Here is a 24,238-nt window from a genome sequence, read left to right on the forward strand (position 1 = left end):
CATGTCTAAAGTAAACCTCATTGATCAGCCGTATACGTTAGACCAAATCAAAGGTTTAGGTCCAAAACGTATAGCGGTGTTAAATGAATTAAATATTTATAACGTAGAAGATTTAGTGCTTTATTTACCTGTACGCTATGAAGATAATAGTGTGGTAGATTTAAACGAAGCAGAAGATCAATCAACTGTGACAGTGGTCGGCGAAGTTTACACAACGCCCACTGTCGCTTTTTTTGGCAGAAACCGTTCTAAAGTTACTGTCCATTTAATGGTCAACAATATAGCGGTTAAAGCTGTGTTTTTTAACCAACCGTATTTAAAAAAGAAAATTAATCTCCATGACCATGTGACAATTAAAGGTAAATGGAATCGCGCGAAACAAGAAATCAATGGTATGCGTCTCTTTACGACGAATCAGCCAGAACAAGCACAAGACGGCGAACAATTAGAACCCGTCTATCGTATTAAAGAAGGCATTAAACAAAAGACGCTTCGAGATATCATTCGTAAAGTGTTAGATGATATTGAGATCAACGAATGGCTATCTGAAGATTTACGTCAAAAATATAAACTAGAATCGTTAGCGTCAACAATTAGAACGTTGCATTACGCAGATAATAAAACAGCGTTATTAAAAGCGCGCAGAACATATGCTTTTACTGAGTTGTTTTTATTTGAATTGCGGATGCAGTGGTTGAATCGTTTAGAAAAATCGAGTGATGAAGCGATTGAAATTGATTATGATTTAGCACAAGTCAAAGATTTTATTGACAGTTTACCGTTTGAATTAACGGACGCGCAAAAAACTGCAGTGAATGAAATTTTCAGAGATTTGAAAGCACCGCTTCGCATGCACCGCCTCCTTCAAGGTGACGTAGGTTCTGGTAAAACAGTCGTAGCCGCTTTATGTATGTATGCCTTAAAGACAGCAGGTTATCAATCTGCCTTAATGGTACCGACTGAAATCTTAGCGGAACAACATGCGGAAAGTTTAACGGAGCTATTTGGCGACCGCATGAATGTTGCGTTACTGACAGGTTCAGTTAAAGGTAAGAAGCGAAAACTCTTACTAGAGCAACTTGAAAACGGCACAATTGATTGTCTAATCGGTACACATGCCTTGATTCAAGATGATGTCTCTTTCCAAAATGTCGGACTAGTGATAACCGATGAACAACATCGCTTTGGTGTTAATCAACGCCAAGCATTACGTGAAAAGGGAGCCATGACGAATGTGCTCTTTATGACTGCGACACCGATTCCAAGAACGTTAGCCATTTCTGTTTTCGGTGAAATGGATGTGTCATCGATTAAACAATTGCCTAAAGGGCGTAAACCAATTAAAACGATGTGGGCAAAACATGAAGCCTATGAAACGGTACTAAACCAAATGACAGCAGAGTTAAATAAAGGCAGACAAGCTTATGTGATCAGTCCGCTCATTGAGAGTTCGGAACACTTAGAAGATGTACAAAACGTCGTAGAGTTATATGAATCACTCGAACAACATTATGGTGTTGGTCGCGTCGGCTTACTGCACGGTAAAATGCCTGCAGATGAAAAAGATGATGTAATGCAGCGCTTTAACCAACATGACATTGATATTTTAGTTTCAACTACAGTGGTTGAAGTGGGTGTAAACGTACCGAATGCGACATTTATGATTATTTATGATGCTGATCGTTTCGGTTTATCTACACTCCACCAGTTAAGAGGTCGTGTCGGTCGTAGTGACCATCAAAGTTATTGTGTGCTGATTGCCTCTCCTAAAACAGAAACAGGGATTGAGCGTATGACTATTATGACGCAAACGACAGATGGATTTGAACTGAGTGAGCGTGACTTAGAAATGCGTGGACCTGGTGATTTCTTCGGGGTAAAACAAAGTGGTCTGCCTGATTTCTTAGTCGCAAACATTGTTGAAGATTATCGTATGTTAGAAGTCGCAAGAGATGAAGCGGCAGAACTTATTCAATCAGGTGTCTTCTTTACAGACCAATATGCGATTTTGCGCAACTTTGTAGAACAAAATCTCTTGCATACAAGTTTTGATTAAAAATGAACGCTTTAAATAAAGACAAATCCTTTTGATTTAACAATACATGACACAACAGACTAATTTCGATACACTATACTTAATTAGGCTGTTGTGTTTTTTGTTGAGCAAATTTAAGAGAAAATGATATGATATGTAGGTAGTCTTAAGACTTGGTACTAATTAGGGGGTAAAGCGATGAAGTTGAAGAAACAAGAACGACGTGAAGCTATCAAACAACGACTGCAGGAAAACCCCTTTATGACTGATAATGAACTCAGTGATTTATTTTCTGTCAGTATCCAAACCATCAGATTAGATAGAACGTTTTTGAAGATTCCAGAATTACGTAAACGTATTAAAACCGTTGCTGAGCACAACTATAAGCATATTCGTGCAATAGAAGGAAATGAGATTATCGGAGATTTAATCCGGGTAGAACCAGATGTGACTGCAGAATCTTTAATTTATATTACGGAAGATTCAGTCTTTACACGTAATGACATTGCACGTGGACATATTCTTTTTGCGCAAGCGAATTCATTATGCGTTGCTTTAATCCAAAAGAGTATGGTGCTGACAAGAGAAAGCCAAGTGACGTTTTTAAAACAAGTGAAACTGCATGATACAGTCCATGCCTTTGCGCAAGTGGTTGATTTCGGTTCGAAATATATTACTGTTGCGGTTTCTTCTTATGTGAAAGATAAATGTGTTTTTAAAGGTACATTTAAAATGTATTATTATAACGAGGAGTGATCACGAAATGGTGACATTAGCCATTGATATGATGGGCGGAGATGACGCACCGGGTATCGTGTTAGAAGCGGTAGAGCAAGCGTTGAATGACTTCCCAGATTTACATATAATTTTATTCGGAGATGAAGCACAGTGCACACTGAAACATGACCGTTTGGATTTCCGTCATACGACTGAAGAAATCGAAATGGAAGATGAGCCGGTTCGTGCCATTAAACGTAAGAAAGACAGTTCAATGGTCAGAGCTGCACAAGCAGTTAAAGATGGTGAAGCTTCTGGTTGTGTCTCAGCTGGTAATACCGGTGCTTTGATGTCAGCAGGTTTATTTATTGTCGGCCGTATTAAAGGTGTCGCACGTCCAGCATTAGTTGTAACTTTACCGACAGTTTCAGGTAAAGGTTTTGTGTTCTTAGATGTCGGTGCGAATGCGGATGCGAAACCGGAACATTTATTACAATATGCGCAACTCGGCAACATTTACGCTGAGAAAATTCGTGGTATCGGTGCACCGAAAGTTGCATTATTAAACATCGGAACTGAAGCGAAAAAAGGTAACAGTCTAACGAAAGCGACGTATGATTTAATGAAAGCTGATCCATCATTCTATTTCTCAGGAAATGTTGAAGCGAAAACTTTAATGGAAGATGCGGCTGATGTCGTGGTCACTGATGGCTTTACAGGCAATATGGTCTTAAAGAATTTAGAAGGCACTGCGAAATCAATCGGTAAAATGTTAAAGTCTACATTAATGGCAAGCTTTAAAAATAAATTAGCTGCCTTAGTCTTGAAAAAAGACTTAAGCAACATGAGTAAAAAAATGGATTACGCTGAATATGGCGGATCTGTATTACTTGGCTTAGATGGTATTGTGGTTAAAGCACATGGCAGTTCTAATGCGAGAGCTTTTTATTCTGCGATTCGCCAAGCGAAAATTGCAGGAGAACAACATATTGTTGAAGTAATGAAAGAGACGGTAGGTGAACAAAATGGGTAAAACAGCAATTATTTTTCCAGGACAAGGTGCACAAAAAGTAGGTATGGCGCAAGATTTGTATCAACAAGATACAAAAGCTACTGAAATTTTAGATGCTGCACAAGATGCGGCAGGCTTTGATTTATTAGAAACTATGTTTACAGATGAAGAAGGTAAACTAGGCGAAACTGAAAACACTCAACCGGCATTGTTAACACATAGTATTGCGTTATTAAACGCATTAGGTGATGTTGATGCGGACTATACAATGGGACACAGCTTGGGTGAGTATTCAAGTTTAGTCGCAGCAAAAGTCTTAGCATTCGAAGATGCGGTTAAAATCGTCCGTAAAAGAGGCGAATTGATGGCACAAGCTTTCCCAAGCGGTGTCGGCAGCATGGCAGCGGTACTTGGTTTAGATTATGATGATGTCGCAAAAATCTGTGAAGATTTATCAGAAGAAGGTTCTATTATTGAACCGGCGAACATCAACTCACCAGGTCAAGTTGTAGTTTCAGGCCATAAAACAGCGATTGATCGTATTGTAAAAGAAGGTAAAAGCTTAGGTGCGAAACGTGTCTTACCATTAAAAGTGTCAGGACCTTTCCACTCATCTATGATGCAAGTCATTGAAAAAGACTTCGAAGATTACATCAATCAATTCGAATGGCACGATGCTGAAATTCCGGTTGTTCAAAACTATCATGCGCAAGCTGAAACTGACGCAGAAGTGATTAAACAAAACATGGTCAAACAATTGTATTCACCAGTTCAATTCATTCAATCAACAGAGTATTTAATTGAACAAGGTGTCGATCACTTTATTGAAATCGGACCTGGCAAAGTTTTATCGGGCTTAATCAAGAAAATCAACAGAGACGTTAAATTAACTTCGATTCAAACACTCGAAGATGTTAAAGGATGGAATGAACATGAGTAAAAGTGCATTAGTAACAGGAGCTTCAAGAGGTATTGGGCGCAGTATTGCGTTACAGTTAGCTGAAGAAGGTTATAATGTCGCAGTCAACTATGCAGGCAATAAAGACAAAGCAGAAGCAGTTGTCGCAGAAATCAAGGATAAAGGTGTTGAAGCCTTTGCGATTCAAGCAGATGTCGCAAATCCTGATGAAGTTAAAGACATGATTCAAGAAGTCGTAAAACAATTCGGTTCTTTAGACGTATTAGTCAACAACGCAGGTATTACACGTGATAACTTATTAATGCGTATGAAAGAACAAGAATGGGATGACGTGATCAACACAAACTTAAAAGGTGTGTTCAATTGTATTCAAAAAGCAACACGTCAAATGATGAAACAAAGAAGCGGTGCAATCATCAACTTATCTAGTGTGGTGGGCGCAGTCGGCAACCCTGGTCAAGCAAACTACGTTGCGACTAAAGCAGGGGTTATCGGTTTAACAAAAACTGCAGCACGTGAACTTGCGTCACGTAACATTACAGTTAACGCAGTAGCACCAGGCTTTATCGTTTCTGATATGACAGATGCGTTGAATGACGACCTTAAAGATCAAATGAAATCACAAATTCCATTAGGCCGTTTCGGTGAAGATACAGACATTGCGAACACAGTAGCTTTCTTAGCTTCTGACAAAGCAAAATACATTACTGGCCAAACTATCCATGTTAATGGCGGTATGTTTATGGAATAATAACCATTAATTCACGAGAAGTAGTGGGATTACACTATTTTGTGGGGTAATCCTACTTGTATTCTTGATGATAAAATGGGAAAATAATAGAGTCGTATAGGCTTTTTAAAGGAGGTGAATCGACGTGGAAAACTTCGATAAAGTTAAAGATATCATCGTTGACCGTTTAGGTGTAGATGCTGACAAAGTAACTGAAGATGCATCTTTCAAAGATGATTTAGGCGCTGACTCACTTGATATCGCAGAATTAGTTATGGAATTAGAAGACGAGTTCGGTACTGAAATTCCAGATGAAGAAGCTGAAAAAATCAATACAGTTGGTGACGCAGTAAACTTCATCAATAACCTTGAAAAATAATAACAATATTATCTGAGTCGTCTTAATCAGCGACTCAGATTTTTCTTTTGTTTTGCATTAAATTCACGTAAAATGAGACACATAAGCGCATACAGCGCGATGTTGTATTCTGTAAAATTAAAAGGAGGTCATCTTTTGACCAAGCATAAGAAAGACGCTATGCTGCAGGCTTTTAATCAAAAGTTTGCACAAAAAATGGAGATGTTACATCTCACGTATGACCATTTACCTCTTTATCAACAAGCATTTTCACATTCTAGTTTTATCAACGATTTTAATATGGACCGACTTGCGCATAATGAGCGCTTAGAGTTCTTAGGAGATGCGGTATTAGAATTGACGGTTTCACGGTATTTATATGACAAATATCCAGGATTGCCTGAAGGGAATCTGACAAAAATGCGCGCGACCATCGTTTGTGAACCCTCACTTGTAATATTTGCGAATAAAATCAAATTAAATGAATTAATCCTACTTGGCAAAGGCGAAGAAAAAACTGGTGGACGCACACGTCCGTCGCTCGTATCAGATGCCTTTGAAGCTTTTGTAGGCGCTTTATACTTAGATCAAGGATTAGATGTGGTATGGCAATTTGCGCAAGAAGTTATCTTCCCATACGTTGAAGATGATGCGCTAATGGGTGTCATTGACTTTAAAACACAATTCCAAGAATATATTCATCGCTTGAATAAAGGCAGTGTCACATATCGTTTAATTCATGAAGAAGGTCCAGCACATCACCGTCTCTTTACCTCAGAAGTGTTATTAGAAGGTGAAGCGGTGGCAGAAGGCCAAGGCAGAACGAAGAAAGAATCAGAACAAAAAGCCGCAGAGAAGGCTTATAAAGTGATGAATCAGAAACAATGAACAAGCTGTGTCAAACAGTGATAGGGAGATCGAGTGAAGTATGGTTTATTTAAAATCAATCAATGCAGTCGGATTCAAATCGTTTGCGCAGCAAACTGAAGTCCACTTTGACCAAGGTGTGACCGCAATTGTAGGTCCGAACGGCAGCGGTAAAAGTAACGTAACAGATGCCATCAAATGGGTCTTAGGTGAACAGTCTGCGAAATCTTTACGCGGTTCGAAAATGGAAGATATTATCTTTTCCGGCGCAGAACATCGCAAAGCACAAAACTATGCGGAAGTTCGATTAAAATTAGATAATCATGCACATCAATTAAACGTTGAAGAAGACGAAATCATCGTTACACGCAGGCTGTACCGCAGCGGCGAGAGTGCGTATTATTTAAATAACGAACGTGCCCGTTTAAGAGATATCACAGATCTCTTTTTAGATTCAGGACTAGGTAAAGAAGCATTCAGTATTATCTCACAGGGCCGTGTAGATGAAATCTTGAATGCGAAACCCGCTGACAGACGTCAAATTATTGAAGAATCTGCAGGTGTATTAAAGTATAAAAAGCGTAAAGCAGCATCTGTTCAAAAGTTAGATCAAACAGAAGAAAACTTAAATCGTGTTGAAGATATTTTGTATGATTTAGAAGGTCGTGTAGAACCTTTAAGAGAAGAAGCTGCGATTGCGAAAGAGTATCAACATTTATCTAAAGAAATGAAGAAAAGCGATGTATTGGTGACGGTTCATGATATTAATGAGTATAACGAAGCTATCAGTAAAGCAGATGAACGCTTAAATATCTTAAAGAGCCAACAAGCACAAAAAGAAGCAGACCAAAATCGCTATTCTCGCACGCTAGCGAATTATAAAGCGGAATTAAATCAACAAAACGATGAAATTGAACGCTTGAATTATCAGTTAGTCCAAGCAACAGAAGCAGCAGAAAAATTATCAGGTCAGCTGAATGTATTAGAAGAACGTAAGCGTAACCAATCACAAACGAATGCGCGTTATGAAGAAGAACAAGAAGCATTGCAAGCACAACATGCGCAATTGATTGAAGATCAACAACAAGCTAAAGCAGATAAACAAACGCTGACTGAAAAACAACAAAGTTTAGCTGCAGAAGTGAAAAAGCTTGAAGACCAATTATATGTATCAGATGCAGATCATGAAGAGCAACTAGAAGAGATTAAAAACAGTTATTATGATTTAATGTCTGAACAATCAGAGGTTAATAACGATATTCGCTTCCTCCAACGCACTATCGAAGAAAACGAAGCCAAACAAAATCGTTTAGATAGTCGTTTATTAGATGCGTTCAATCAATTAAAATCAATTCAGTCTGAAATTAATCAAATCACAGCACAACAAAAAGAAAAACAACAACAATTAGCTTCCTTAGAGCAACAACAAAAAGACAATGAAGCACAACTGACTGAAACGAAAAATAAACAAAACGAATACGAAGAAAAGTTATACCAAGCGTATCGTTATACAGATAAATTGAAAGCTAAAATAGAAAGTTTAACCAGTCGTGAAGAAGACTATACGTATTTCTTCAATGGTGTAAAACATGTCTTGAAAGCGAAAAACAATCCATTGAACGGTATCCATGGCGCAGTAGCAGAAGTGATAGATGTACCCTCAGAATTAACCACAGCCATTGAAACAGCATTAGGCGCTTCTATGCAGCATATTATTGTGGATACTGAAAAAGATGGACGCCAAGCGATTGCTTATTTAAAACAAAACCGCTTAGGCAGAGCAACATTCCTACCGTTAAATGTTATTCAACCAAGACGTTTACAAACAGATATTATGAACACTGCCCAACAAGCAACAGGTTTTGTCGGGGTGGCTGCGGATTTAATCGGTGTAGATAACACCTATAGTGCGATTATTTATAATTTGATCGGCAATACCATTATTGTTGATGATTTAAAACACGCAAATGAATTAGCACATGCGATTCGTTATCGCACACGTATTGTGACATTAGAAGGCGATATCGTGAATCCAGGCGGTTCTATGACTGGTGGCGGTCAACGTCAGACGAAAAGCATTTTAGCACAACGTGATGAGTTGACGCAGTTGCGTGAACAGTTGAAACAATTTGAACAGCAGACAACTCAATTTGAAAAAGAAGTTCAAGCAGTCAAAGATGAAGCGAATCAATTGAGTGAAACATATTTAAAAATCAGTCAACAATATAACGAAGCTAAACAAGCGGTGCATAATATCGAACTAGAATTAGACCGTTTGAAGAAAAGTGAAGCACATATTAAGAGTGAACATGAAGAGTTTGAATTTGAGAAAAATGATGGCTATCAAAGTGAAAAGAGCCGTGAAACTTTAGAAGCGAAACAACAACAAAAAGAACAACTCGCGAAAAAGTTAGCCGATTTAGAGCAACAAATCGAAAGTTTGACGCAATTATCTAAAGAAGGTAAAGAAAGTACTGCACAATTACAGCAACAATTGCATCAAAAGCAATCAGATTTAGCTGTGTTGAAAGAACGTAGTAAAACACAACGTCAACAACTTGAACGTATTGATAATCAAATCAAACAAAATCAACTTCAACAAGAAAAATTAGCAGAAGATATTGAGCTGTTTAATTCTGATGAAGTGACAGGACAAAAAGCTTTTGAAACGATTCAAAAAGATATTGAAATCAAACAACAAGAAAAAGGGGATTTAAATGAACGCTTAGACGTATTAAAAGGTAAACGTCAAGAAACGAACGCTTCAATAGAAGAATTTGATGACAAACTTCAAGAAACACATCGTGATATCCTATCAATTGAAAACAGCTATCAAGATATCAAAGCAGAGCAATCCAAATTAGATGTGTTGATTTCACATAGTATGGATCACTTAAATGATGATTATCATTTAACGTTTGAAGCAGCAAAAGACCTCTATGAACAAGATGAGCCGATTGACACTTTAAGACAGAAAGTAAAATTGACTAAAATGTCGATTGAAGAATTAGGTCCAGTTAACCTTAATGCGATTGAACAGTTTGAAGAAGTGTATGAACGCTTTACTTTCTTAGATGAACAACGTACTGATTTAAGAGAAGCGAAAGCGACATTAGAACAAATCATTCGTGAAATGGACCAAGCGGTAATGGATCGATTCAAAACAACATTCCATGCGGTTCAAGGACATTTCTCAGAAGTGTTTAAATCGTTATTCGGCGGCGGCCAAGCTGAACTGAAATTAACAGATGATGACTATTTAACTGCAGGTGTTGAAATTATCGTACAACCACCAGGTAAGAAGCTGCAGCATTTGTCATTACTTAGTGGCGGAGAGCGTGCATTAAGTGCAATTGCTTTATTATTTGCGTTATTGAAAGTACGCTCAGCACCATTTGTTATACTAGATGAAGTAGAAGCAGCATTAGATGAGGCGAATGTGATTCGTTATGCGAATTACTTAAGACAATTATCTGAGAAGACACAGTTTATTGTGATTACACACCGTAAAGGAACAATGGAAGCGGCTGATAGACTATATGGTATTACGATGCAAGAATCTGGTGTATCTAAACTGGTAAGTGTGAATTTAAATACGATAGATGAAGTGTTGAAGGAGGAAGAAAAATGAGCTTTTTTAAACGACTAAAAGATAAGTTTGCGGGCAAACCAACGGAAGAAGAAAAAGAGCTTCAAGACTTAGACCAGACGGAATCGTCAGAAGAAGACAAGAAACCAGCTGAAAAAGAAGAAAAATCAACGTTACCTGAAGCAAAACCTAAAGAAGAACCGAAAGATGATTTCGATTTTGATGACGGTTTAATTTCTATTGAAGAATTTGAAGAAATTGAATCACAAAAATTAGGTGCGAAATTCAGACAAGGTTTAGAGAAATCACGTGAAAACTTCCAAGAGCAATTAAATAACTTGATTGCACGTTATCGTACTGTGGATGAAGATTTCTTCGAAGCTTTAGAAGAAATGTTGATTACTGCTGACGTAGGTTTCAACACAGTGATGGAATTAGTTGATGAACTACGTACAGAAGCACAACGACGTAACATTAAAGAAACAGAAGACTTAAAAGAAGTTATCGTTGAAAAAATTGTAGAAATTTATCAACAAGAAGACGATAATTCTGAAGTGATGAACTTAGAAGATGGCCGTTTGAATGTCATCTTAATGGTCGGTGTCAATGGTGTAGGTAAAACGACTACTATCGGTAAATTGGCACACCGTTATAAAGCAGAAGGCAAGAAAGTCATGCTTGCGGCAGGTGATACATTCAGAGCCGGTGCAATCAACCAATTAAAAGTATGGGGCGAACGTGTCGGAGTAGATGTTATCAGCCAAAGCGAAGGTTCAGACCCAGCAGCTGTGATGTATGATGCGATTAATGCGGCCAAACACCAAGGTGTCGATATTTTAATCTGTGATACTGCAGGACGTTTACAAAACAAAGCGAACTTGATGAATGAGTTAGAAAAAATGAAACGTGTCATCGGACGTGCGGTTCCAGATGCGCCACATGAAGTATTGCTTTGCCTTGATGCGACAACTGGACAAAACGCATTATCACAAGCACGTAACTTCAAAGATGTAACGAATGTCACAGGTATTGTATTAACAAAACTTGACGGTACTGCTAAAGGTGGTATTGTATTAGCCATCCGTAATGAACTGCATATTCCAGTTAAATATGTCGGTTTAGGTGAACAATTAGATGACTTACAACCATTCGATCCTGAAAGCTATGTTTATGGCTTATTTGCGGACATGATTGAACAAACAGTTGAAGAACATCAAGAAGAAGCAGCAGAAACAACAGAAAACGACGGTGACACACCTGATGAGCAAAAATGATTTAGTTAAAACATTGCGTATGAATTACTTGTTTGATTTTTATCAATCTTTATTGACGAAAAAACAACGTAATTATTTGGAATTATTTTATCTTGAAGATTACTCTTTGAGCGAAATCGCAGATACTTTTGATGTGAGTCGCCAAGCAGTATATGATAACATAAGAAGAACTGGTGATTTAGTAGAAGATTATGAAGCGAAATTAGCGCTTTATTCAAAATTTGAACAACGTCGTGAAATTTATACTCAAATGAAAGCATCTATTGAAGATCCGGATGCCTTGAAACAATATATTGAGAAACTAGAAGAATTAGAATAAGGAGGTCACTTGGATGGCATTTGAAGGATTATCCGATCGTTTACAAGCGACCATGCAGAAGATCCGAGGAAAAGGGAAAGTGACTGAAGCGGATATTAAAGCAATGATGCGTGAAGTGCGTCTTGCATTGCTTGAAGCCGATGTTAACTTCAAAGTGGTAAAATCATTTATCAAAACTGTTTCTGAACGTGCTTTAGGTTCAGATGTCATGCAATCTTTAACACCTGGCCAACAGGTTATCAAAATCGTTAAAGATGAATTAACACAATTAATGGGCGGCGAAAATGCGACGGTTAATATGGCAAATAAACCGCCGACAGTTGTGATGATGGTTGGTCTGCAAGGTGCAGGTAAAACGACAACTGCAGGTAAATTAGCATTATTAATGCGTAAAAAATACAATAAGAAACCATTGTTGGTTGCAGCCGATATCTATCGTCCAGCAGCGATTGACCAACTTCAAACAGTCGGTAAACAATTAGACATTCCAGTCTATAGTGAAGGCGACCAAGTCCAGCCGCAACAAATCGTTGACAATGCATTGAAACATGCTAAAGAAGAACATTTAGACTTTGTGATTATCGATACAGCAGGTCGTCTGCATATTGATGAAAAACTGATGAACGAATTAGCTGAAGTTAAAGAATTGTCTAAACCAAATGAAATTATGTTGGTTGTAGATGCGATGACTGGTCAAGATGCAGTCAACGTTGCGCAATCATTTGATGATCAATTAGGTGTAACAGGTGTTACTTTAACAAAACTTGATGGTGACACTCGAGGCGGTGCAGCTTTATCTATCCGTTCTGTTACGCAAAAACCGATTAAATTTATTGGTGTCAGTGAGAAACTTGACGGTTTAGAATTGTTCCACCCAGAACGTATGGCGTCGCGTATCTTAGGTATGGGTGATGTGTTAAGTTTAATCGAGAAAGCTCAACAAGATGTAGATGAATCTAAAGCAAAAGATTTAGAGAAGAAAATGCGTACTGCTTCATTTACATTAGATGATTTCTTAGAACAATTAGACCAAGTTAAAAATCTTGGACCATTAGATGAAATCATGAAAATGATTCCAGGTATGGGCAAAATGAAAGGTATGGATAAGTTGAATATGAGCGATAAACAAATCGATCATATCAAAGCAATTATCCAATCTATGACTTTAGCTGAACGTGAAAGACCAGAAATCTTAAACGTATCTCGTAAGAAACGTATCGCAAAAGGATCAGGTCGTTCACTTCAAGAAGTTAACCGTTTGATGAAACAATTCAATGACATGAAGAAAATGATGAAACAATTTACTGGCGGAGGCAAAGGTAAAAAAGGCAAACGCAGTCAAATTGAAAATATGATGAAAGGCATGAACTTGCCGTTCTAATCGAAAAAGGTGTTGTGAGTAGCGACTTACAACACCTTTTACTGTGTATTAGAGATAAAAAATAAAATTGGTAAAGAGAAACCTCTTTACAAACTTTCTGATACCTGTTATTATTATTTCTTGTAGAAAAGAAAACAAAGACTCAAAGGAGAGAATTATACATGGCAGTTAAAATTCGTTTAACACGTTTAGGCTCAAAAAGAAATCCATTCTACCGTATCGTAGCAGCAGATGCTCGTGCGCCACGTGATGGTCGTATCATCGAACAAATCGGAACTTATGATCCGGTTACTAAAGATGCGTCACAAACAGTTAAAATCGACGAAGAGTTAGCACTTAAATGGTTAGCTAACGGCGCGAAACCAACTGATACAGTTCACAATATCTTATCTAAAGAAGGTATTTTGAAAAAATTCGACGACCAACGTCAATCTAAGTAATTTAAGCTATAAGTTGCTTTAATCTCATAACCCTGAGACAATACACTTGTCTTAGGGTTATTGTTAAGTATTGGAGCTTTTTTCACGAGACCAAATATTGGAGGCAATGTGCATGAAAGTAGAAGTCGGTAAAATTGTAAATACACATGGGATAAAAGGTGAGGTACGTGTGAAATCTAACTCAGATTTTACAGACACACGCTTTCAACCTGGTGAAGTTTTGACATTGAATCACAAAGGCGAAGAAATTGCGTTAACAGTCGCTTCTTATCGTATGCACAAAGGGTTCCATATGTTGACATTTGAAGGTATCAACAACATTAATGATGTGGAGCACTTTAAAGGTGATATTCTGACACAAGAGCGTGATCATGAAGCAATTGAACTTGATGAACATGAGTTTTACTATTCCGACATTATCGGCTGCACAGTTTTTGATGGTGAAACACCGATTGGTCGTGTGAAAGAAATTTTTGAAACAGGTGCCAATGATGTATGGGTCGTTCAAGGTGATAAAGAGTACTTGATTCCCTATATCGCAGATGTTGTCCAAGAAGTAGATGTCTCTGGGCGCCGTATTCAAATTACGCCATTGGAAGGAATGTTCGACGAGTGAAAATTGATTATTTAACGCTGTTTCCAGAAATGTTTGGTGGCGTATTAAATCATTCTATTTTAAAGCGTGCACAAGAGAAAGAGATTCTAACAGTGAACACCGTCAATTTCAGAGATTATGCGGTTAATAAACATAATCAAGTTGATGATTATCCATTCGGCGGCGGTCAAGGTATGGTATTGAAACCAGAACCTGTCTTTAATGCGATGAAAGACCTTGAGACGACAGAAAATACACGTGTGATATTAATGTGCCCACAAGGCAAACCCTTCTCACAAGCAGTGGCAGAAGAATTGAGCCAAGCAGAACACTTAGTGTTTATTTGTGGTCATTATGAAGGCTATGATGAACGTATCAGAGAACATTTAGTGACTGATGAAATCTCAATTGGAGATTATGTATTAACAGGTGGAGAATTGCCTGCGATGAGCATGACAGATGCGATTGTACGCTTGATTCCAGGTGTACTCGGCAATCAACAGTCACATCAAGATGACTCATTCTCTGATGGTTTATTAGAGTTTCCGCAATACACACGTCCAAGAGAATTTGCAGGTATGAAAGTACCAGACGTCTTATTATCAGGTAATCACGCAAACATTGATGCATGGCGACATGAACAAAAATTAATTAGAACATTTGTCAAAAGACCCGATTTACTAACAAAGTATCCATTAACATCAGAAGATGAAAAAATACTTGAAAACTACAAAAACCAATTGAAAACCAAATAGCAGTGTGCTAATATTATTTAAGTGTGCTAAGCACGAAAAATCACTATGATCCGCTGCTATTTTGTTGTCGAGGCAAGAACATAGTTTGAAGGAGAGAATAATAAAATGAGTAATCACAAATTAATCGAAGCAGTTACTAAATCACAATTACGCACAGACTTACCAAACTTCCGTGCCGGTGACACTGTACGTGTACACGTACGTATCGTCGAAGGTACTCGTGAACGTATCCAAGTCTTCGAAGGTGTCGTAATCAAACGTCGCGGTGGCGGAGTTTCAGAAACTTTCACAGTTCGTAAAATTTCATCTGGTGTAGGTGTGGAACGTACATTCCCATTACACACACCAAAAATTGAAAAAATCGAAGTAACTCGTCGCGGTAAAGTTAGACGTGCTAAACTTTACTACTTACGTAACTTACGTGGTAAAGCTGCTAGAATTAAAGAAATTCGCTAATTTTAGACAGATAGACATACGAGTAGACAAGGCTGTTCCTAATCATGGAACAGTCTTTTTTTATGTAAATTGTCGTATGAAAATTCTGAAAAATTAGGTATAATGAAAGCATTCTATAAAATGAAAATCATTATTTTTACAAGTACAACAAGAAAATCATCATAGAAGGAGTAGAAGTAAATGAAAAAGAAGGTTTTAGTAACGATTGCGATATTGTTATTCTTTGCGGTTGTCGCATTCAGTATTGTCAGGAATGAATACACAGATCGTGTTAATCCGTTTCTAACTACAGAAAAATCATATGCGAAGGTTGAAAAAGGTACGCAATACTATGAAAATGTTCAAGCATACTCAAAAGATGGAGAACGTGTGCCTTATAAGCTGACATTCAATGGTTTTGATCCTCAAAAGGAGAATGTTGTGATTATCCATAAAGGCAAGTATGTGAAAGAAATCCATTATCTCGATACATTGCCTAAAGATGTAAAAGAATAAGAACGATAAAAGAATCGCCATTTTAATAGAGAAGGCGATTCTTTTATTTATATAGTTTAGATAGAATTGTCACTATTCCAATCATCTGCACTTGGCTTTTGATGTGTGTGATATTGATGAATGATTTCATTGTATTCTCGTTGGTTATGTCCTCTGTATGCCCATAGTCTCACTTTAGAATAAACAATTTTGACATGTTTTAAAACATGTTTCGTTTTTACATTGTTATACTGTTACTTTACTTGATATATGAGAATGATTTTACCTAGTAAATGAGAAAAGCAATGTCCTATATTAAAGTACATTGCTTTTTCTATTAACGAATACCTATGACTAAACTATCTCTAGCTGTTTCTACAACTTCTGTACTGATTTTATCTAAGCCATTTATATCCATAATTCTATCTATCTGTGCAAATAAACGATGAATCAGCCTAAAATTCCCTTTTGTAATTTTAATAATCGTCGTTATTGCCTCATAATCAGTAAAATCTTCGAGTTTTAGATCAAATCCTAAATCTTGCCACTTATATTCTAATATATGATGCGTCTCGTCTTTACTTAGATTATCAAATTCATGTGCAAAACCTATACGCGAATATAGTTGAGGATAACGAGATAGTTTTTTCTCTATACCTGGCATACCAATAAATATCATTGCTAAATTATGTTCATCATAAATAGCTCTTAATTGCTCTAAATGTTGCACTTTAAGGCGATCAATCTCATCTACTATAATTAAATCAATATATTTAAACATATCACTATAATGTTTACTATGATCATGACCATACTTATTTACGATGTGTAATTTTTGACCCAAATCAATACTTGCACTAATACTATATAGATCATTACTTAATCTTGTTTGTTTTTCAGCCGGTGCAGTATAAAATATCTTATTCACCGATAATATATCATCAGTCGTTTTACTAGCTAGATCTTCCCACCCTCTATGATTAACTTGCTTTTCAATAGTATTCCAATTTGTGTAATACCTAGAAGATAAAGTTTTTCCGACACCAGGTTGACCATAGCAGATCCCAATATATTGATATTTGATACAAGCATCGCAAAATTCAGCAAATCGTTTATACTCTTTCGTTTCAATGAAATTCTGATTTTTAGTCATTACGATACCTCTTTAATTTTTTGACGTTTTTGGTCGTTTCTTGAGGTGAGTAACCATAACTTTTTTCTTCCTTAATTAAATCAGTGGTGCTTGGACTAGCAATGTTTTGTTTTAAGTGTTTTCTTCTCTGACTACGTGCGTGTTGTATCTCTTTTATATCAATTGAATAATCAGCTAAATCAGGGGATATTGCTGTACAAAGAAATTCATCTCTATAAAAAACGCGTATTTCAGCCATATCATTGGGATTGTAACGAATTAATACATACTCACCTACATAAGCAGTTAGGTTTGTATTACTGTATCTAAAGCCTTGAAAATGAATACCATCTGAATGAATTTTTCTAGATTTAGGTATTTCTAATAATAATAAATCAAGTTGTTCTAAACTGCTTGGCATATTAGGAAAAAAATGATTACTGTTCCACCGATTGATAGGAGTGCTCTGGATAGCACTGTGCTCTTTTTGATTATAATCTTCAATTAAAAAGTATCGTAATTTTTCTTCGAAATTTTGAAAATCTATTAAATCGCTAGAAGTATCATTATTGTTTATATATCCAGGAAGTTGTTCTAAGAAAGTTTGGTTAACTGTCTGAAAAAACCGTTCTATTTTCCCGCGACCACGAGGGACACCAACTTTTGAAAACATCAAGTTAATTTTCAAATCAATAGCGACTTGTTCCATGTGGTGCGAGGTAAAGTCACTCCCGTGATCTGTGTAGAATTTTTCGGGTATACCACATACTGGCCAATTGGTATTATTCTTATTCCATATTGCTTGGTGTAGTGTTAATGCTGTGTTTTGAGCATTAGGAGCATCAAAACTTATAAAGTAGCCTGCAATTGCACGACTATAGTCATCCATAATAATGGTTAGCCATGGTCTATTGATATTACCTTTTTGATCTAATATATAAATATCTAGCAAAGTATGGTCGGCTTGCCATATTTCATTGGGTCTTGAGGATTCTCTTATTTGTATTAAATCGTACTTATTTTGATAGTATTTTTCACCTTGGTGAGAGAAATCAATAACAGACTTAGGCATTGCTTTAATAATACTATAAACTTGTTTATAACTTGGTTTATAAAAATTATTCTCTATACAATAATTAGCGATTTTCCTATGAATCGTAGCAATACTATTTCTTTTATTCTTGAGTGCAAGGCGTTTAATCTCGTCTATTATGTTTTGTTTTAATTTATGCTCACCTTTATCAACTCTTGTATTATGAATTAGACCAGTAAGACCTTGTTCCTTATATAATTTATTCCACCTATAAAGTGTACTTAACGCAATACCTTTGCTTTTAGAAATGCTTGATAAAGATTGCTTGCCCAAGATAAAAGGTTTTATAATATTGTACTTTTGAGTAGCTTCTTTACGTTTGGCTTCAGAAAAATTAGTTAGATACTTCTCCTTGTTTTTCATCTTCCTTTTCCTCCAATTTATTGAGGTAACGATAAATCGTTGTACGTGAAACTTGCCACTGCTCTGCAATTGTCTTAATTGGCGTGCCATTATCATAAAGTGTCTTAAGTAAGTTTAAATCTTTTTGATTTAATTTTTCGGGTCTACCTCCATAGCGTCCTCTAGCACGTGCTGCAATTCGGCCAGCTGAAGAACGTTCTAAAATTAAATTTCGTTCAAATTCTGCAAACGCTGCGAATAAATGAAATAATAATTGTCCTGTAGAACTTGATTTATCCATCGTTATATTTTCTTCTAAACTATGGAAACTTACACCTCGTTCGTTAAGCTCATTAACTAATGTGATTAAATCCTCCATATTACGTCCTAGTCTGTCGAGTCTCCAAACAACAATCGTATCTCCTGATCTCGCAAATTCAATTGCTTTATCTAATCCAGGTCTTTTACTTTTTGAACCACTAATATGGTCGCTAAATATCTTTTCACAACCATATGCGTTTAATCGGTCCTCCTGTAAATTCAGATTTTGTAATCCAGTTGAAACTCTTGCATAACCTATTTTCAAAATACAAACCTCCTATATACATATACAGTGTACCATAACTTAATTTCAAGGTCTTTTGTGAACATAGATTTTTTGTTGGGTTTTTGAACACGAAAATATATGTATTACTCACTTATTTCGGCATAAAAAGAGAGTGTACAGAAAATGGTTATTTTCTGTACACTCTCATCTTTAATAATATATTTTAAATGTTATTAACAAAACTAATTTAATAAGAGTCAAGCATAGTTTACATATGTATTATGTTTGAAACATATCTCTAATTACTTTTTACTAATATCATTTAAAATGTCTCGCAATTCTTCAATTTCTTTGTTATTTAATTCTTCATTTTTCGCAAAATTCAGCACTAAACTTTTCATGTCCCCTCCATACAGTTTATTAAGAAAGGTTTTAGCAGTTTTCATTTTAATATCGTCTTCTTTAATATTTGATGAGTAAAAATAAATATTCTCTGATTTGTATCGTTTTATAATCTCTTTTTTATATAGTCTTGTGATTAATGTTCTAATCGTTTTATCGCTAACTTCTTTATATTTTTGAATTTCAACTACAATTTCATTAGCTGATACTGATTTTTTACCCCATATTATATTCATAACATCCCATTCAGCCATAGATATTTCAACTTGCTTATTGGCCATTTAAAACACCCATTTCTTTTAATATTTTTTCACTGATTAATTCAGCATTTTTCCCAGATGGCTTTCCATCTGATAAATGTGTAGCAAAATAATACTTATCATGATTTGTAATTACGTAACCTACAAACCACCCATTATTATACTTCCCGTTTACTATACCTGTACCTGTTTTCCCATACAGTTCATACTTTTCATTTTTCTTAATCAATAATGAAGAAGATAATTGATTCTTTGCTTTTTTACTAAAATGGTTATTTTGTTTCATCATATTTTTAAAAACTATTACTTGTTCAAGATTAGATATTTTCAAACTATCTTCCATCCAATAGCTTTTATAACTTCCCAAATTTTTATTACCATAATTTAATTGCTTGAGTTGAGTCGCAGTATAGTTCTTTGGTATTTGATCGCTAATACGTTCGAAGTACCAATTAACTGAATTTTGCATTGCTGTATTTAAATCTTGTTCCTTATTCCAAGCATCAAAAGGGTAATGCTTATGATTCCATGACATACGTGAATTTTCATCATTTATAATATGTCGGTCAAGTCCAAACATAGCTAAATAAATTTTATAAGTTGAATTAGGAGAATACCTTTTTCTACTTTCTTTTTCGTTATAAATATAGTATTTGTCTTTCTTCATGCTGTACATGACGAAAGATCCACTATTTGAACCAAAAATTTTACTTTTATCTAAAATTTGGTAATCGTTGTGTAAGGGCTTTTTATAATTATAATCAGTTATGGATTGCCCCATCAAAAACTGGCTTTGAATTACCATGAGCAAAAAAGTAAAAATACAAATAAAAATTAGAATTAATTTGGACTGTTTTTTCAGATTGGCTTCTTTTATATTAATTAATCTTCTTTTGAGTAATGACTTTTTACCATTAAATGAATGGCTTAATATATTTTTATTAAAAAATGGAACATTTAATACGGAGTCCATAATAGATTCCGCATAAGTTTTAAATTCATTTTTGTTAATATTATTAAGGACAAATCTATCGGCTTCTACTTCATTGTCATGAATTATCTTTCTTTTTACAATATGTACTAATGGATTGTAACTCATAATAATAGAGAAGATATTAAAGATAATTAAATGTAAAGTATCTCTATTTTTAGCATGAGCATATTCATGCAATATTATATATTTTAGTCTTTTGTCAATTACACTTTTAAAATATGAACTAGGAATCAAAATAATATATTTCCCATACCAAAAAGTTATTGGAGATTGAATAGTCTCTGCTTTTCGAATCACAATATTTTTTTTATATTGATGGTTGAAAAGTATCGTATCTATTTTATTTTTTTCATTTTCGTTTAGATAAAGTGACTGTTTCTTTAAATATTTAAGATATAATAAGGCTTTCAAAAATTTAAAACTTAAAATAATAACTAAAACTATCCAAATAACTGTGCAGATATTATCAATTGAATCCCAATTAAACTTATGGATATCTGTTGCGAACTCTTGAATAGGTTTGGTGGTATTTATGTTATGGTTCAAGTCGTGTGACTTACTTTCAACTGTGGGCGCTTGATTATTCACATTATTAAATTTAAAAAGAGAGAATTTAATAGGAATGAAAGGAATTAATCCTGCAAGAAGAGTTAGATACCAAACTTTATAATTTAACATATAATTAAAATAGCGTTTTAATATGTACCTAAAAAATAATAACAATAGAAATATAAAACAAAAGCTTACTATGCTCATTATTAATAACTTAGCCATTTCAACACCTTCTTTCAAATATTTATAATAAACTATTGACACCGATATTACAATTGTAATATTATTGATTTATAAAAATTACAACTGTAATATCGGAGGGTTTATTTTGAAAAAGTTAATATTTTTAATTGTAATTGCTTTAGTTTTAAGTGCATGTAATTCAAACAGTTCACATGCCAAAGAGTTAAATGATTTAGAAAAAAAATATAATGCTCATATTGGTGTTTATGCTTTAGATACTAAAAGTGGTAAGGAAGTAAAATTTAATTCAGATAAGAGATTTGCCTATGCTTCAACTTCAAAAGCGATAAATAGTGCTATTTTGTTAGAACAAGTACCTTATAATAAGTTAAATAAAAAAGTACATATTAACAAAGATGATATAGTTGCTTATTCTCCTATTTTAGAAAAATATGTAGGAAAAGATATCACTTTAAAAGCACTTATTGAGGCTTCAATGACATATAGTGATAATACAGCAAACAATAAAATTATAAAAGAAATCGGTGGAATCAAAAAAGTTAAACAACGTCTAAAAGAACTAGGAGATAAAGTAACAAATCCAGTTAGATATGAGATAGAATTAAATTACTATTCACCAAAGAGCAAAAAAGATACTTCAACACCTGCTGCTTTCGGTAAGACTTTAAATAAACTTATCGCAAATGGAAAATTAAGCAAAGAAAACAAAAAATTCTTACTTGATTTAATGTTAAATAATAAAAGCGGAGATACTTTAATTAAAGACGGTGTTCCAAAAGACTATAAGGTTGCTGATAAAAGTGGTCAAGCAATAACATATGCTTCTAGAAATGATGTTGCTTTTGTTTATCCTAAGGGCCAATCTGAACCTATTGTTTTAGTCATTTTTACGAATAAAGACAATAAAAGTGATAAGCCAAATGATAAGTTGATAAGTGAAACCGCCAAGAGTGTAATGAAGGAATTTTAATATTCTAAATGCATAATAAATACTGATAACATCTTATATTTTGTATTATATTTTGTATTATCGTTGACATGTATAATTTTGATATCAAAAACTGATTTTCCCTCTATTATTTTCGAGATTTATTTTCTTAATTCTCTTTAACAAACTAGAAATATTGTATATACAAAAAATTATAAATAATAGATGAATAGTTTAATTATAGGTGTTCATCAATCGAAAAAGCAACGTATCTTATTTAAAGTGCGTTGCTTTTTTCTCATTTATAAGGTTAAATAATTCTCATATATCAAGCAAAGTGACAGTTATACAATCCTTGTGCTTTCCACATTTGTACAGCATCCTTCAAGTCATCTTCTTTTGGCACCATTTTGATATTAGGAAGTATGACATCTTCGAAAATAGCGATTTCAACCATATATATAGGAATATCAAAGGATTCTCCTTGAAGGTTGATACTACTTCTTAGAAATAGCAGACTGTCTTCGAAATTCTTATTTTCTATCCAGTCCTCTGAAGTAGCGGCTTTAAACAATGTCATAAGTGTTGAAGGTAAATAATAAGGGACAGTTTCATATAATGCATTTAGGGTTTGGTAAGCTTCTTTTAACGTCGTATGTGTAAGATAATTATCGCTGATAGCAACCATGTGACTTTTATAATCTGTGTTTATCTTATCTTTTATAGATGCGCTGGTTTCATGTGCTTCAAAGTATGAATTATAAAGTTTGACCACAATTTTAATAGGGATAAATCCATATAAGTTTACAAGTGCTTCAAAGAATTTGATTTTAGTTTCAGTGTTTAAATCAGTAAGAATATTTGCCTGGATTTTATTATGCATCAAAGCTGGTAGAACCTTTTTGGCTTCCCCGACTGATAATCGATTATGGCACAAATCTTTTAATAACGCTTGTTGAAGGTCTTCATCTAAGGCTTGATCTGTAAAATCTTCAATCGACTGTTTAAGTATTTCTTCAGGCTGCAGACCACGTAAACTAAAATAACACTTTAAATGTTCAAATAAGTCACAAGGTAAATAAATCATACTGAGTTCAATGTCGCTAAACAAAATAAAGACCGCAATATTTTCACCAGGGAGTTCTGCACCTACAAAACTGTTTCTATCCTCATAAACCATATACGCAAAAAGTATACGTAAAGGTGGCACGATTTGAATTAGTTTTTCAAATAAGCCATAATCTCTTATCACTTTTTTGGTGATTAAGGTACACTTTTCAGTATCAGTCAGTTTATCATAATTTTTAATATTAGCCATCACACATATAAAGTCTAAATTTTTTGTGCTATAACGATCAGCTAAACATGTTTCAAAATCCATGGTTTCATATGATCTACGCTTTTCTTCTATTGAAGCTAAAGTTTCGATTTTTGTATGAACCCAATCTTCAAGCAACGGTAAGGAGGAATATTTTTCATTTAAACAACAGTGGTTATAATCATTTAAAAATTCTGGTGAGAGGTAGTAGCGGTCTTTAGCAATAGGGATGACATAGTGTGTCACTTTCAAATGAGTGAGTTGATAATAATCTTTTCTAGAAAGTGTGATTATCGTAAGTGTGGAATTTAAAACAGACTCAAGTAATGCTTTTTCAGAAGCATTTAGAAGATGATCGAAATGATTCATTAATGTCTGATAGGAAATAGAGTTACTTTGAAGTGCTTTAGTAGAAAGTGAAGTGTTAAATTTTGGAAGTATGTGACTCAGATATTCGTGATTGGTGCTTTGGTAGTTACGTTCTTTCATGTTGTGTTATCAAACCTTTCTAGGCGAATGTTAATGGAGTAGAGATATAAAAATAG

General features: G+C 34.9%; 23 protein-coding genes. 17 read left to right on the plus strand and 6 right to left on the minus strand.

Annotated features, from left to right (window positions below):
* Position 1 precedes the first annotated feature (1 nt).
* The 16 genes from recG to HMPREF2603_RS04870 all read left to right on the plus strand — a co-directional run bounded on the left by recG (position 2) and on the right by HMPREF2603_RS04870 (position 15,942).
* Positions 2–2,056: an ATP-dependent DNA helicase RecG gene (recG, locus tag HMPREF2603_RS04795; RefSeq protein WP_070463259.1), complete on the plus strand. Its 2,055-nt coding sequence runs from the start codon at positions 2–4 to the stop codon at positions 2,054–2,056.
* A 177-nt stretch (positions 2,057–2,233) separates the two neighbouring features.
* Positions 2,234–2,791 carry a transcription factor FapR gene (gene fapR / locus HMPREF2603_RS04800; RefSeq protein WP_002480663.1) on the plus strand — a complete coding sequence of 186 codons (558 nt, stop codon included), beginning with the start codon at positions 2,234–2,236 and terminating at the stop codon, positions 2,789–2,791.
* Between the two features lie 7 nt (positions 2,792–2,798).
* Positions 2,799–3,785 carry a phosphate acyltransferase PlsX gene (plsX, locus tag HMPREF2603_RS04805; RefSeq protein ID WP_060803494.1) on the plus strand — a complete coding sequence of 329 codons (987 nt, stop codon included), beginning with the start codon at positions 2,799–2,801 and terminating at the stop codon, positions 3,783–3,785.
* Complete coding sequence (gene fabD / locus HMPREF2603_RS04810) at positions 3,778–4,704, plus strand: ACP S-malonyltransferase (RefSeq protein ID WP_002480665.1); 927 nt, start codon at positions 3,778–3,780, stop codon at positions 4,702–4,704. Before plsX ends, fabD begins: the two co-directional genes overlap by 8 nt.
* Positions 4,697–5,434, plus strand: a complete 738-nt coding sequence (gene fabG, locus HMPREF2603_RS04815) for a 3-oxoacyl-[acyl-carrier-protein] reductase (RefSeq protein WP_057511044.1) — start codon at positions 4,697–4,699, stop codon at positions 5,432–5,434. The genes fabD and fabG overlap by 8 nt, the downstream gene beginning before the upstream one ends.
* 124 nt (positions 5,435–5,558) lie before the next feature.
* Positions 5,559–5,792 carry an acyl carrier protein gene (locus tag HMPREF2603_RS04820; protein WP_002480667.1) on the plus strand — a complete coding sequence of 78 codons (234 nt, stop codon included), beginning with the start codon at positions 5,559–5,561 and terminating at the stop codon, positions 5,790–5,792.
* A 159-nt stretch (positions 5,793–5,951) separates the two neighbouring features.
* Positions 5,952–6,659: a ribonuclease III gene (gene rnc / locus HMPREF2603_RS04825; protein ID WP_371106790.1), complete on the plus strand. Its 708-nt coding sequence runs from the start codon at positions 5,952–5,954 to the stop codon at positions 6,657–6,659.
* A gap of 40 nt (positions 6,660–6,699) precedes the next feature.
* The gene (smc, locus tag HMPREF2603_RS04830; RefSeq protein ID WP_060803495.1) at positions 6,700–10,269 is read left to right on the plus strand and encodes a chromosome segregation protein SMC; all 3,570 of its coding nucleotides are present in this window, start codon (positions 6,700–6,702) and stop codon (positions 10,267–10,269) included.
* Entirely contained in the window at positions 10,266–11,501 is a 1,236-nt protein-coding gene (ftsY, locus tag HMPREF2603_RS04835) for a signal recognition particle-docking protein FtsY (RefSeq protein WP_002480670.1), read from the plus strand. The genes smc and ftsY overlap by 4 nt, the downstream gene beginning before the upstream one ends.
* The gene (locus HMPREF2603_RS04840; protein WP_002480671.1) at positions 11,488–11,820 is read left to right on the plus strand and encodes a putative DNA-binding protein; all 333 of its coding nucleotides are present in this window, start codon (positions 11,488–11,490) and stop codon (positions 11,818–11,820) included. Before ftsY ends, HMPREF2603_RS04840 begins: the two co-directional genes overlap by 14 nt.
* Before the next feature lie 13 nt (positions 11,821–11,833).
* Positions 11,834–13,201, plus strand: a complete 1,368-nt coding sequence (gene ffh, locus HMPREF2603_RS04845; RefSeq protein WP_002480672.1) for a signal recognition particle protein — start codon at positions 11,834–11,836, stop codon at positions 13,199–13,201.
* Between the two features lie 161 nt (positions 13,202–13,362).
* The gene (rpsP, locus tag HMPREF2603_RS04850) at positions 13,363–13,641 is read left to right on the plus strand and encodes a 30S ribosomal protein S16 (protein WP_002480673.1); all 279 of its coding nucleotides are present in this window, start codon (positions 13,363–13,365) and stop codon (positions 13,639–13,641) included.
* Between the two features lie 112 nt (positions 13,642–13,753).
* Positions 13,754–14,257, plus strand: a complete 504-nt coding sequence (gene rimM, locus HMPREF2603_RS04855) for a ribosome maturation factor RimM (protein ID WP_002480674.1) — start codon at positions 13,754–13,756, stop codon at positions 14,255–14,257.
* Positions 14,254–14,991: a tRNA (guanosine(37)-N1)-methyltransferase TrmD gene (gene trmD, locus HMPREF2603_RS04860; protein WP_060803497.1), complete on the plus strand. Its 738-nt coding sequence runs from the start codon at positions 14,254–14,256 to the stop codon at positions 14,989–14,991. The genes rimM and trmD overlap by 4 nt, the downstream gene beginning before the upstream one ends.
* Before the next feature lie 105 nt (positions 14,992–15,096).
* Positions 15,097–15,447, plus strand: a complete 351-nt coding sequence (rplS, locus tag HMPREF2603_RS04865; RefSeq protein WP_002480676.1) for a 50S ribosomal protein L19 — start codon at positions 15,097–15,099, stop codon at positions 15,445–15,447.
* Between the two features lie 180 nt (positions 15,448–15,627).
* Positions 15,628–15,942, plus strand: a complete 315-nt coding sequence (locus tag HMPREF2603_RS04870) for a YxeA family protein (protein ID WP_060803498.1) — start codon at positions 15,628–15,630, stop codon at positions 15,940–15,942.
* A 316-nt stretch (positions 15,943–16,258) separates the two neighbouring features.
* Here HMPREF2603_RS04870 and HMPREF2603_RS04875 read toward each other — a convergent pair whose 3' ends face one another.
* The 5 genes from HMPREF2603_RS04875 to blaR1 form a co-directional block, all read right to left on the minus strand.
* Complete coding sequence (locus HMPREF2603_RS04875; RefSeq protein ID WP_000164963.1) at positions 16,259–17,074, minus strand: AAA family ATPase; 816 nt, start codon at positions 17,072–17,074, stop codon at positions 16,259–16,261.
* Entirely contained in the window at positions 17,067–18,509 is a 1,443-nt protein-coding gene (locus tag HMPREF2603_RS04880; protein WP_000790705.1) for a Mu transposase C-terminal domain-containing protein, read from the minus strand. Before HMPREF2603_RS04880 ends, HMPREF2603_RS04875 begins: the two co-directional genes overlap by 8 nt.
* Positions 18,481–19,074 (minus strand): recombinase family protein, encoded by a 594-nt coding sequence (locus HMPREF2603_RS04885; RefSeq protein WP_000690628.1) that lies wholly within the window; start codon positions 19,072–19,074, stop codon positions 18,481–18,483. The genes HMPREF2603_RS04880 and HMPREF2603_RS04885 overlap by 29 nt, the downstream gene beginning before the upstream one ends.
* 263 nt (positions 19,075–19,337) lie before the next feature.
* On the minus strand, positions 19,338–19,718 hold the full coding sequence (gene blaI / locus HMPREF2603_RS04890) for a penicillinase repressor BlaI (protein WP_001284656.1): 381 nt from the start codon (positions 19,716–19,718) through the stop codon (positions 19,338–19,340).
* Positions 19,708–21,465, minus strand: coding sequence for a beta-lactam sensor/signal transducer BlaR1 (gene blaR1, locus HMPREF2603_RS04895; RefSeq protein WP_070501970.1), 1,758 nt, complete (start codon positions 21,463–21,465; stop codon positions 19,708–19,710). The genes blaI and blaR1 overlap by 11 nt, the downstream gene beginning before the upstream one ends.
* A 106-nt stretch (positions 21,466–21,571) precedes the next feature.
* Here blaR1 and HMPREF2603_RS04900 point away from each other — a divergent pair, with 106 nt between their 5' ends.
* Positions 21,572–22,417 carry a BlaZ family penicillin-hydrolyzing class A beta-lactamase PC1 gene (locus HMPREF2603_RS04900; RefSeq protein ID WP_000733283.1) on the plus strand — a complete coding sequence of 282 codons (846 nt, stop codon included), beginning with the start codon at positions 21,572–21,574 and terminating at the stop codon, positions 22,415–22,417.
* Between the two features lie 286 nt (positions 22,418–22,703).
* Here the strand turns inward: HMPREF2603_RS04900 and HMPREF2603_RS13215 are convergent, their stop codons facing one another.
* Positions 22,704–24,182, minus strand: coding sequence for a hypothetical protein (locus HMPREF2603_RS13215; protein ID WP_060803500.1), 1,479 nt, complete (start codon positions 24,180–24,182; stop codon positions 22,704–22,706).
* Positions 24,183–24,238: the final 56 nt, after the last annotated feature.

The organism is Staphylococcus sp. HMSC055C03, assembly GCF_001809385.1.
GTDB lineage: Bacteria > Bacillota > Bacilli > Staphylococcales > Staphylococcaceae > Staphylococcus > Staphylococcus simulans.

Bases quoted from the DNA above. Each gene is read 5' to 3' on its own strand.
- HMPREF2603_RS13215 (WP_060803500.1), bottom strand. From the start codon at position 24,182: ATGAAAGAACGTAACTACCAAAGCACCAATCACGAATATCTGAGTCAC.
- rimM (WP_002480674.1), top strand. From the start codon at position 13,754: ATGAAAGTAGAAGTCGGTAAAATTGTAAATACACATGGGATAAAAGGT.
- HMPREF2603_RS04870 (WP_060803498.1), top strand. From the start codon at position 15,628: ATGAAAAAGAAGGTTTTAGTAACGATTGCGATATTGTTATTCTTTGCG.
- smc (WP_060803495.1), top strand. From the start codon at position 6,700: ATGGTTTATTTAAAATCAATCAATGCAGTCGGATTCAAATCGTTTGCG.
- rplS (WP_002480676.1), top strand. From the start codon at position 15,097: ATGAGTAATCACAAATTAATCGAAGCAGTTACTAAATCACAATTACGC.
- fabG (WP_057511044.1), top strand. From the start codon at position 4,697: ATGAGTAAAAGTGCATTAGTAACAGGAGCTTCAAGAGGTATTGGGCGC.
- rpsP (WP_002480673.1), top strand. From the start codon at position 13,363: ATGGCAGTTAAAATTCGTTTAACACGTTTAGGCTCAAAAAGAAATCCA.
- HMPREF2603_RS04875 (WP_000164963.1), bottom strand. From the start codon at position 17,074: ATGACTAAAAATCAGAATTTCATTGAAACGAAAGAGTATAAACGATTT.
- fapR (WP_002480663.1), top strand. From the start codon at position 2,234: ATGAAGTTGAAGAAACAAGAACGACGTGAAGCTATCAAACAACGACTG.
- ftsY (WP_002480670.1), top strand. From the start codon at position 10,266: ATGAGCTTTTTTAAACGACTAAAAGATAAGTTTGCGGGCAAACCAACG.
- fabD (WP_002480665.1), top strand. From the start codon at position 3,778: ATGGGTAAAACAGCAATTATTTTTCCAGGACAAGGTGCACAAAAAGTA.
- ffh (WP_002480672.1), top strand. From the start codon at position 11,834: ATGGCATTTGAAGGATTATCCGATCGTTTACAAGCGACCATGCAGAAG.
- HMPREF2603_RS04840 (WP_002480671.1), top strand. From the start codon at position 11,488: ATGAGCAAAAATGATTTAGTTAAAACATTGCGTATGAATTACTTGTTT.
- HMPREF2603_RS04880 (WP_000790705.1), bottom strand. From the start codon at position 18,509: ATGAAAAACAAGGAGAAGTATCTAACTAATTTTTCTGAAGCCAAACGT.
- blaI (WP_001284656.1), bottom strand. From the start codon at position 19,718: ATGGCCAATAAGCAAGTTGAAATATCTATGGCTGAATGGGATGTTATG.
- recG (WP_070463259.1), top strand. From the start codon at position 2: ATGTCTAAAGTAAACCTCATTGATCAGCCGTATACGTTAGACCAAATC.
- plsX (WP_060803494.1), top strand. From the start codon at position 2,799: ATGGTGACATTAGCCATTGATATGATGGGCGGAGATGACGCACCGGGT.
- blaR1 (WP_070501970.1), bottom strand. From the start codon at position 21,465: ATGGCTAAGTTATTAATAATGAGCATAGTAAGCTTTTGTTTTATATTT.
- rnc (WP_371106790.1), top strand. From the start codon at position 5,952: ATGCTGCAGGCTTTTAATCAAAAGTTTGCACAAAAAATGGAGATGTTA.